General features: G+C 47.3%; 11 protein-coding genes. 3 read left to right on the top strand and 8 right to left on the bottom strand.

What is annotated here, in order from left to right:
* The 5 genes from nosZ to Q0314_RS03625 all read right to left on the bottom strand — a co-directional run.
* Positions 1-1,465, bottom strand: a 1,465-nt coding sequence (gene nosZ, locus Q0314_RS03605; protein WP_298056584.1) for a Sec-dependent nitrous-oxide reductase, incomplete at its 3' end; no start/stop codon positions are given.
* Between the two features lie 15 nt (positions 1,466-1,480).
* Entirely contained in the window at positions 1,481-2,554 is a 1,074-nt protein-coding gene (locus tag Q0314_RS03610; RefSeq protein WP_298056587.1) for a hypothetical protein, read from the bottom strand.
* Positions 2,555-2,710: 156 nt separating this feature from the next.
* Positions 2,711-3,289, bottom strand: coding sequence for an SCO family protein (locus tag Q0314_RS03615; protein ID WP_298056589.1), 579 nt, complete (start codon positions 3,287-3,289; stop codon positions 2,711-2,713).
* Positions 3,290-3,317: 28 nt separating this feature from the next.
* The gene (locus Q0314_RS03620) at positions 3,318-3,779 is read right to left on the bottom strand and encodes a hypothetical protein (protein WP_298056592.1); all 462 of its coding nucleotides are present in this window, start codon (positions 3,777-3,779) and stop codon (positions 3,318-3,320) included.
* Complete coding sequence (locus tag Q0314_RS03625; RefSeq protein ID WP_298056595.1) at positions 3,779-4,258, bottom strand: copper chaperone PCu(A)C; 480 nt, start codon at positions 4,256-4,258, stop codon at positions 3,779-3,781. Before Q0314_RS03625 ends, Q0314_RS03620 begins: the two co-directional genes overlap by 1 nt.
* A 131-nt stretch (positions 4,259-4,389) precedes the next feature.
* Here Q0314_RS03625 and Q0314_RS03630 point away from each other — a divergent pair, with 131 nt between their 5' ends.
* From Q0314_RS03630 to Q0314_RS03640, 3 genes are read left to right on the top strand one after another with little or no spacing between them, the layout of a single operon-like run.
* Complete coding sequence (locus tag Q0314_RS03630) at positions 4,390-5,325, top strand: L,D-transpeptidase family protein (protein WP_298056596.1); 936 nt, start codon at positions 4,390-4,392, stop codon at positions 5,323-5,325.
* Complete coding sequence (cmeU, locus tag Q0314_RS03635) at positions 5,326-5,568, top strand: CmeU family protein (RefSeq protein ID WP_298056598.1); 243 nt, start codon at positions 5,326-5,328, stop codon at positions 5,566-5,568.
* Positions 5,561-6,565 (top strand): alanine racemase, encoded by a 1,005-nt coding sequence (locus Q0314_RS03640; RefSeq protein ID WP_298056600.1) that lies wholly within the window; start codon positions 5,561-5,563, stop codon positions 6,563-6,565. The genes cmeU and Q0314_RS03640 overlap by 8 nt, the downstream gene beginning before the upstream one ends.
* A gap of 510 nt (positions 6,566-7,075) precedes the next feature.
* On the opposite strand, the gene Q0314_RS03645 is transcribed toward Q0314_RS03640, so the two are convergent.
* The 3 genes from Q0314_RS03645 to Q0314_RS03655 all read right to left on the bottom strand — a co-directional run bounded on the left by Q0314_RS03645 (position 7,076) and on the right by Q0314_RS03655 (position 9,319).
* Positions 7,076-7,912, bottom strand: a complete 837-nt coding sequence (locus Q0314_RS03645) for a TIGR01777 family oxidoreductase (protein WP_298056603.1) — start codon at positions 7,910-7,912, stop codon at positions 7,076-7,078.
* A 143-nt stretch (positions 7,913-8,055) separates the two neighbouring features.
* On the bottom strand, positions 8,056-8,931 hold the full coding sequence (gene htpX / locus Q0314_RS03650) for a zinc metalloprotease HtpX (protein ID WP_298056604.1): 876 nt from the start codon (positions 8,929-8,931) through the stop codon (positions 8,056-8,058).
* Complete coding sequence (locus Q0314_RS03655) at positions 8,918-9,319, bottom strand: hypothetical protein (protein WP_298056606.1); 402 nt, start codon at positions 9,317-9,319, stop codon at positions 8,918-8,920. Before Q0314_RS03655 ends, htpX begins: the two co-directional genes overlap by 14 nt.
* Positions 9,320-9,326 lie beyond the last annotated feature (7 nt).

Here is a 9,326-nt window from a genome sequence, read left to right on the forward strand (position 1 = left end):
TTGAGCCGGCTATGTCGATTAGCTGGTGGTTTTGCGGGTGAAGAGGGCCGACCGGGTTAAAGCGATCGATCGAAAGTTTATCAAGAGCGATAGCGTATTTTCCCTTAGGTTTTGACGACTTACCCTCCATAGTATCAAGGTGTCCGATGTTGTAGTGGACGTTGATCCTATCTAGAACTTTTAGATTTTTATAGTCCCATTTTACGATCTGGCTATCGACGTAAAGAGAGGTATAGATGATGCCGTCTTTTTCGTCAAAAGAGTTGTGCAGAGGTCCAAGGCCAAGTTCGACTTGTCCTTGCAAGCTCTTTGCCATATCAAGCACAGGGATGCCGTACGGATCGGTGCCGGCGAACTCTTTTTTGTCGATTAGGTTTTTGATCTTTTTAAAATCATAAACCGTCGCGTGAGTATCTAGCTTGCCCCCGATAACGATATAGCGGCCGTCAGGAGTGACGTCTACGCCGTGCGGGCTCTTTGGCTCAGGGATCAAAAATAGCGCGCCGGCTTTAACCGCGGCGTCTATGGTAACTACTCTATGGCCGTTTATCTCCATGTAGTTTTTCTTATCCTGAGCTAGTTTTTCTAAAATTTGCCAGTTATAAACGTGCAAATAGTCCGTATCGTTTCTACTAGCGCCCGCTTCAAACGGAGGCAAGCCCTTTTCGATACCTCCGGTGTACATCTCCGAGTTTATGGAGTTAGAAAACGCCCAGCCGAAGCTCTCGCCTTTACCGGCGTCGCTTAGATCCTGCCAATACGGAGGAAGCTCGAGCGAGAAGGAGGCTTTCTCGTCTATCTTGCCTTTTGGATAGTCGAATTTCCAAAACGTTACCGCGCCGCGGTATGCGCTTTCGTACTCGTCTATCGAGTGATAGCCGTTATCTAGCGGAGCCGCGTACTGCGCCGCTTCGATGACGTATTCGCTATTTGGGGTGATGAAGCTGCCGCCGTGTTCGCTTTTTACGATTGGATTAACGACGATTTGCGTAGTTTCAAAATCGTGCAAATTTATAACCGCGATGCGAGGGTTGGCCTTGTCGTTGATGAAAAGATAATCGCCGACGTATTCGCCGTTTTTCTCGGTTAAAGCAGGGTGGTGAGTGTCGCCCCACGTGATTTGTTTGCCTCTGATGGCGCCGCTTTTTAGGATGGCTTTAGACTCCTCGTCGTAGCCGTATCCCTGCCAAGGCTCGGGCGTAAAGACGCCGATATACTTGTAAATCCTCATTGAAGGCACGCCGTAAACCATTACCTGTCCGCTTTGGCCTCCTGATGAGAAGACGATATAGTCGTCCTTCTTGCCGCTTGGCTGATACGTTTTAGCAGCCGCCAGGACGTCTTTTTCCGTTAGACCGCGCGCTTTCATGATAGCTTGTAAATCGCTATCCGTCGCACACGCACTGCTAACGGAAAACGCGAGGCCCGCAGCCGCAACGATACCGCAACTAAATAGTTTGTTCATTGAAAATCTCCTTTCCTAAGATTTTTTCTTGTAAATTTGGATATCGCCGTTTATGCTAACGGCTATGACGCTATCTTCGTCGTTAAAAATTTTTATCACGGCGTCGGAGTTTTTGCCTATTTTTTCTATCTGTTTAAACTCCGCGTCGCTTCGTAAAATTTCGCCGTTTCCAAGCCCGACATAAACTTTATCTTGCACGACTAGCAGGCTTTTAACGCGCGAATTTGAGATTTTGTAAATTTGGACGATTAGGTTCGGGGCGGCTTTGGTCTCTGTGCCCGCCGAGTTTTTTGTTTCTAAATTTGTAGAGTTCATGAAAATTGCGTTTGTTGTGCCGCTAGTCAAATTTAGATCCGCTTTGTTTTGCGCGTTTTTGACGGCGGTTAAATTTGAGCTAGAGTTGTCTTTGCCATTTGTTTGCGTCAAATTTGCTTCGGCGTCAAATTTGAGGCTAGCTATCTCGCCGCTAGCAAGTCCGAAAATTACGCCTGATTTTATCTCCGCCGCGCTCAGAGCTACGGATTTTAATCTGCCTATATTTTTTGCCTTCATGGTGCTTAAATTTACGGTAAAAACCGATCTATCCCAGCTAGTTATCAGCGCGGCGCCGTTTAAAATTTGACAGGTCGCGATATGGTATACGCCGTCAAGACTCGCGCGCATCAGCTTTTTTGACGCAACGTCGTATGCGACAAAGGCGTCTTTGCTGACGACCGCGTAAATTTTGCCGTTTGCGACGTGAAGGTGCGTTACCTGCGTATCAAGGCTTAAATTTGAAAGATTTAGCATGCCGGCAAAAGAGCTAAAATCATCGTTAAATTTAGCTATCTCGCCGCCAGCAAATCCTGCGTATAAATTTACGCCATCAAAGGCTAGCGAGGTTATCTCGTCTGTTTTAAAGTCAAATTTGCTTATGGGTTTTAAGTCTTTTTGATTAAGTATATTTAGCGAATTTTTGGCATCGTAGACGGCTATGGTTTTGTTTTGCTCGCTATAGGCGCAGCTTTTTACGTCGAGACTAGCCGTGGCGCTAACGTCGCTTGCGAAGGAGAAAATAAACAGAGCGCATACGAGCGCTATAATCTTCATGGATGACTTCCGAATTTTAAATTTCCGCTAAAGAAACTATACAACCGGAAGGCTTAAAGTATATTGATTTAAATCAAAATCGTTAATAATTGAGCATAAAAAAATATCTCTGTGTTATAACGTAACACTCATAACAACTAAATAATAAAGCTGTTATTATTTCAGATTTTCCAACGTTTTTTTGATATTTTGCGGGGTTAAATTTGATATTTCGGTTACGAATTTACCGTTTTTGTCTAGTACGTAGAGCGAGGAGCTGTGTGCGACGGAGTACTCCATAGCAGACTTTTCCAGCAGGACTTTTTGGTATTTTACGCCGTAGTTTTTAGCGACCCCCGGTAGGTCGTTTACTACTATGCCGTATGAGTCCGGGTAAAAGTATTTTGCGTATTCATCCACGTTTTTTGGCTCGTCGCGCTCCGGGTCGAGAGTGATGAAAATCACGACGATATCGTCTCTTTTAAGCTCGTTTAACACGCCGCTTAAGATACCTAAAGTCGCGGGGCAGACGTCCGGACACGAGGTGTAGCCAAAGTATATAATCTTATTTTTACCCTCAAAGCTCTTTAGACTCACCGCGCCGTTTACGCCCTTGCCGGTAAAATCGTAATTTTTTAGACCCTCGGCGACGTTTGTGCCTTGACCGTTAGGGGCGTATTTGTTTGAGTAGAGTGCGAGATAACCTACACCAAGAACCATTAAAATCAGTATAAGTACGATAATAAGCTTTTTCATCATCCGCCCTTTTAAGTAAAATTTGCGTCTATTGATGCAAGTCGAAGTCTATATAAAGTCCGCTTCTTTTGCCGTTTTCAAGCACCTCGAAACGGTACCTCATGATGTTTATCAGGCACGCGCTTAGCACGATGTTTGATATGTAGGCGTTGTCGCGTTTTTCTACTTCGGCCTTAATCACACCCATGTCCATATTTACGCCGTGGATCTCAAGGCTCGGGTTTTTAAACCCTTCTAGCCCCTCGATACGCACGATCGTCGGCTGCATCGTGTAAACGGGCTTTGGCGAGAGGCTAAATTTAACCGTCTTGCCGCGAAACTCTACGCCGCATGAGTGCTCGGTGTTCATATCGCAGGGAAGCGGGGTTAAATTTGCCCCCACGTCCTCTGCGCTCAAAAAGTCCTCTTGTGCTTGCGGTTTAAAAAACAGGTACGCCGAAGTACCCAAAACGCCGACTAGAAGGACTAAAATTATGAGAAAATTTTTCATTAATGCTTGTGGTGTCCGCCGTGATCGTGTCCGTGCTCGCCGTCTTTTTTAGCTACGACCGACTTTGCGACGATGTCTTTTACTTCGAGTTTTTGTCCGTTGTCAAACTCTAGCGTAGCGTCTAGTTTGTCGCCCTCTTTGATCGGAGCTTTGATGTCCATTAGCATTACGTGCAGACCGCCAGGCTTTAAATTCGCCTCGCCCATCGCAGGCACCTCGATATTTTCTATTTGCACCATCTTTTTCATACCGTCTACTTCTTTGTGCGTATGTATCTCGCCCGTAGCTGCCGCCGGCGAGCTAGCGCCGACTAGTTTTACTGGCTTATCTGTGTTATTTTTGATGTCGAAAAACAGAGCCGTATTTTTTGCGCCGGGAGGTGTAGCCTTGGCGTAGATATCAACGATCTCGATATCTGCGGCGTTTGCAAAGCCCAAAGAGGCGACTACTAGAGATAAAGCTAAAAATTTGCTTTTCATTTTTTGCGTCCTTTACGTATAATTTTGATATTCGCTATTGTAACACAAAATAAAAGCTTTTTAAAATTTTTAAGAGAAAATGTAATATAATTCGGTCCTTTATTACGAAAATACTCAACGTTAGGAAAATTTTGAAAAAACTACTCGGCTTACTTATTTTTTATGCTTTTTTTTCTCAAATTTTACTCGCCGAGGCTTTAGCGGACGCAAATTTGACGGGTGCAAAATACTGGCTAAAAAAGCTAGGCGCTGCCGATGTCAGATACGGCTACTACGAGGCTAAGACCAAAATCATCGTCGTAAATAAAGCGCAAAAAACCCTGCAAAGCTTCGAGTATGCAGGCGGAGCGCTGGAGCAAATCTTTTCTCAAAGCGTGATAACGGGCAAAAGCGGGGATAAATTTAAAGAAGGCGATCTAAAAACGCCGGTCGGAGTTTACGACGTCACGGACAAATTTACGCCGCCCGATCCTTTTTACGGGCCGCTTGCGATGTCGCTATCGTATCCAAACGCTCACGACAAAGCCGCACAAAAAACGGGCGGAGGCATCTGGATACACGGTCTGCCGATGAAAGGCAAACGCGACGATGAAGTAAAAACGCGCGGCTGCGTGGCGTTTAACAACGACGCGCTGGTAAAATTTGGCAAACTGATCGGCAGCGAGGGCGTCGTGATAATCAGCGAAAGCCAGAAGGTAGACGCTAGCAAAGACGACATCGCGCGCGTACTGGCGCATCTGCACGAGTGGCTGCAGGCGTGGCGAGATAACGAAACTAAAATTTACCTCGGCTTTTATGCGGACGAATTTGTAAAGATAGAGGGCAAAAACGCGCTAACGAGGGCTAAATTTGCCGAAAATAAAAAGAGAATTTTCGCGCTAAACGAAAAAAAGAGCATAAAAGCTTCAAATTTTAGCGTGACGCCGTACCCGAACATCAAAGGGCAAAATATTTTTAGAGTGGTTTTTGACGAGGATTACGCCGCACCGAGTCACGAATTTAAAGGAAAAAAAGAGCTCTACGTACGGCTAGATAAAGATAAATTTAAAATCTTAACGGAGAAGTAAATGCAAGAAAAAAAAGAAATAGTAAAAAATCAAATCGAGGAAATTTTAAAAGCTAGAGGCGAGTTTTTCGCCGAGCTAGACCGCCAAGTGCCAAAGGTTGCGGGCACGGACGTGTTTGATTTCGCGGCGATTAAAGAGGCTGATCTAAAGGCGCTTTACGCTAAATTTTACTCTTACGATTATAGTATTAGGAAGCTGCTTCCTAACGTTTACGAGGCGTTTGGCGTAAAATTCAATGTCTGAACTCGTTTTAAACAGATCCGCCTACATCCATAATCTAACTAAAATTTGCGCCAAAGCCGGCGGCAAAGATCGCGTGATTTTGGTGCTAAAAGACAATGCCTACGGGCACGGAGCGGCGCTTGTGGGGCGCGAGGCGGCGAGCTACGGCATCAAATTTTGCGCGGTTAAAAACGAAGCCGAGGCGCGCGAGCTAGAGCCCTTTTTCGAGCATATCCTCATCCTTTCGCACATCCCTACGGGCGGCGAGAGCGAGCGATTTATCTACGCGGTAAACGACATTTCGCTGATTGCTAAATTTAAACAAGGCGCGCGCGTGCATATCGCCGTCGATACGCTCATGCACCGAAATGGTGTCGCGGTAGATGAGACGAGAGCTGCATGCGAGGCGGCTTTGGCGCACGGACTGCAAATTTGCGGCGCATTTACGCATTTTAGAAGCGCCGAGGAGCTTAGTAGCGATTATTTCGTGCAGAGGCAAAATTTCGCCGCAGCAAAAGCTGCGGTGCGAGAAATTTGCGGCGGTTCAAATTTGACATTTCACTCGCACAACTCCGCTGCGACCGAGCGCTTCGGCGAGCTAGCGGACGAGCGCGTGCGCGTGGGTATCGCAGCCTACGGCTACGCGCAGTTTGACGATAGTTTGGGGCTAAAGCGCGTGGCGTCGCTCTGGGCGCATAAAGTTAGCGGCAGGGTGCTAAAAAAAGGACAATGTGCGGGCTACGGCGCTAAATTTTGCGCTAGCGAGGATATGCAAATAGCCGTTTACGACCTAGGCTACGGCGACGGACTGCTGCGCTACACGGGCGAGGGCGAGCTAAAGACGGCCGGCGGACAGCGACTGCTTGGCAAAATGTCGATGGATAGCTTTTGCTGCGAAGACGCGGGCGATAAAATTTGCGTATTTGACGACGCTAGCGTTTGGGCGGATTTTTTCGGCACGATTAGTTATGACGTCTTGACCAAGCTCTCGCCTAGCATCTCGAGGCGGTTTGAGTAAAACTTCTCCGCAGTCCGCTTGAGCGCTCAGGTAGCAAACCCTGCGCACAGAACTAGCGGCAAAAGCTAGCTTTTCAAATTTATGAGCTTAGTCTGCTATATTCAAAAGCGTAAATTTCTCGTCTGATTCAATTTTACGCCGAATTTTGCCTAATATCGGCTCGCGGTTTTGTAAATTTGAGACATCGTTTGGCAGTCGTAAAAATTTATCGCTTTTTTCTTGGGCGGCATCGTGCTAATTTTGCCCAAGCGTCAGGTTTGCTAAATTTTGTTTACTGATTTATAGCCCGCCATATCAGCGGGCAAAGCATTTTATGTTTTAAGGCGCTACCGTATTTGCTTTTATGCCTCTACGTCGGTGTTTTTAAAATTTGGATTTGCGGTAAAACCGGACGGGACTCTATGCGGCTAAATTTTCGTAGCGGCGTCAAATTTACGCTGGGTTGGCGCGAGCCGCATTTTGCAAAAACCGAAGCGGAGCATTTGGCTAAGCAGGCAAAATTATTTAAATTTACTTCAAAATATCCCGAAGCGTGGTTTTTAGATCGCCAAATTTAAAGCTAAATCCGCTCTCCATTAAGGCTTTGGGATAGACTTTTGCTCCTTCAAGCAGTACGACGGACCCCTCGCCAAACATCAAATTTAACGCAAATTTAGGCACTTTAAAAAACGTCGGTCGCGCTAAAACCTCGCCTAAAATTTGAGTAAATTCGCCGTTTGTACTAGGAGTCGGCGAAACGAGATTAAAAACGCCGTTTTGGCGGTTTTGCAGGGTAAATTTAAACGCCTCTAGCAAATCAGCGACGCAAATCCAGCAAAACGCCTGCTCGCCGCTACCGATCTTGCCGCCAAGACCGAGCCTAAATGCGGGTAGCATCTTAGCCAGCGCGCCGCCTCGACCTAGCACCACGCCTAGGCGAAATATCGCCGTTTGCGTCCGTGCCTTGGCGGCCTCGCTCTCCCACTCGCATGCTAGCTCGCCCAAAAATCCGCGGTCAAATTTGACCGAGCTCTCGTCGTGATCAAGGCTGCTTTCGTAGATGCCGATAGCCGAAGCGCTGATAAAAAATGGCGGATTTTCTAACTCGTTTATCGCGCCGACTAGCGCGCGCGTAGTCTCTATCCTGCTTACGCGAAGCTGCTTTTTATAGGCCTCGCTCCATCTGGCCGCGATAGAAGCACCCGCTAAATTTATAACCGCATCGCAGCCGCTGATGAGGCTTTTGAGTGCGTCTTTGTCGGCGTAGACGGCCCTCGGGATAGCTACGACCTCGTGTCCCTGGGCTCTAAAAAATCTGCAAAGTTCTCCGCCGATAAATCCGCTCGTGCCGTTTACGGCTATTTTCATATTTTGCCTTTTTGATGAATTTGCTTTTATGCATGCGGTTAAATTTTGACGCGACGCAGGGTTAAATTTGGCGTTAAATTTAACGCTCAAGCCGTTTCGCTTAAATTTGACGGCAAAACGAGGGCTTAAATTTGCCGTCAAATTTACTTTCTAAAATATTCTTTCACGCCGTTTTCGCCATCTAGTTGCGAGCGTAAATTTTCTAGCGCGGCGATACGGTCTTGGGTGCTTGGGTGCGTGCGAAATAGCGATCCTAGCGCGCTTTTTACGCCGCTAAATGGATTTATGATAAACATATGCGCGCTTTGTTCGTCGGCGTTTGCCATCACACGTCCGCGCGCGTAGTCCTCGAGCTTTCGCAGCGCGCCGGCTAGGTGCTGGGGCTTGCCCGTCATCATCGCAGCACCCCTGTCGGCCTCAAACTCCCGCGCCCGCGAGATCGCCATGCGTATGATGGTGGCTGCTAGCGGCATGATGACGGCTAGGGCGATTAACATTAGCGGATTTTGTTTGCCTTGACGGTTTGCCGCTCCAAACTGCGCGAAATTTGCCAGTATCGCGATCGCTCCCGCAAACACCGCCGCGATAGAGCCCGTTAGGATGTCGTAGTGGCGCACGTGGCTTAGCTCGTGAGCGAGCACGCCCTCGATCTCGTCTTTGTTTAGTATATTTAGCAGCCCCTCGGTCACGGCTACTGCGGCGTGGCTCGGGTTGCGACCCGTGGCGAATGCGTTTGGTACGGCTTCCGGGATGATGTAGATCTTTGGCATCGGCAAATTTGCTTTTGCGCAAAGCTCGCGCACGATCTGATAAAGTCCCGTCGCGTGCGCCTCGTCCACGGGTACGGCTCGGTAGTGCTTGAGTACGAGCGTATCCGAGAAAAAATACGAAAAGAAGTTCATCCCAAGCGCAACTAAAAATGCGACCATCATACCGCTCGTGCCGCCTATCGCGCCGCCCACGGCTACGAAAAGCAGCATCAGCACCGTCATCAAAAATGCGGTTTTAAAAAGTTCCATTTGTTTCCTTTTTTGATCTATTCCAAACGATAGCGTTATCAAATATCGCGACGTCGGCTTGATACTCCGCTATCTCGCTAAGTTCGCTCTCATCGCCGATTATACAAGCGACTTTGGCGTCAAAGAGATAAAATTGGGCCAAATTTGCAGCCTTTGGCGTAAACTCTCGCCTCGACATAACAAGTAGGTTCGCGCCCGCCGCATTTGCGATTATGCACTCGCTTATATTCTCGCAAGCGACGCTAAATTTAGCCCCTTTTTCTTGCGCCGCTTTTATCATCTCGCTATTAAAATAAAACATATTTTGTAATTTCGCGTCGATTTCGTCCGTATTCGCGCAAAAATACAGCTTTTCGTAAGGTACTAGCTCGTGGCCGATTAATTGCATTTTCTAC

This window comes from uncultured Campylobacter sp. (genome assembly GCF_938040115.1).
Lineage (GTDB): Bacteria > Campylobacterota > Campylobacteria > Campylobacterales > Campylobacteraceae > Campylobacter_A.

Excerpts from the sequence above, each read along its gene's own strand:
- Q0314_RS03610 (WP_298056587.1), bottom strand. The coding sequence starts at position 2,554 with ATGAAGATTATAGCGCTCGTATGCGCTCTGTTTATTTTCTCCTTCGCA.
- htpX (WP_298056604.1), bottom strand. The coding sequence starts at position 8,931 with ATGGAACTTTTTAAAACCGCATTTTTGATGACGGTGCTGATGCTGCTT.
- Q0314_RS03645 (WP_298056603.1), bottom strand. The coding sequence starts at position 7,912 with ATGAAAATAGCCGTAAACGGCACGAGCGGATTTATCGGCGGAGAACTT.
- Q0314_RS03625 (WP_298056595.1), bottom strand. The coding sequence starts at position 4,258 with ATGAAAAGCAAATTTTTAGCTTTATCTCTAGTAGTCGCCTCTTTGGGC.
- Q0314_RS03620 (WP_298056592.1), bottom strand. The coding sequence starts at position 3,779 with ATGAAAAATTTTCTCATAATTTTAGTCCTTCTAGTCGGCGTTTTGGGT.
- cmeU (WP_298056598.1), top strand. The coding sequence starts at position 5,326 with ATGCAAGAAAAAAAAGAAATAGTAAAAAATCAAATCGAGGAAATTTTA.
- Q0314_RS03655 (WP_298056606.1), bottom strand. The coding sequence starts at position 9,319 with ATGCAATTAATCGGCCACGAGCTAGTACCTTACGAAAAGCTGTATTTT.
- Q0314_RS03640 (WP_298056600.1), top strand. The coding sequence starts at position 5,561 with ATGTCTGAACTCGTTTTAAACAGATCCGCCTACATCCATAATCTAACT.
- Q0314_RS03615 (WP_298056589.1), bottom strand. The coding sequence starts at position 3,289 with ATGAAAAAGCTTATTATCGTACTTATACTGATTTTAATGGTTCTTGGT.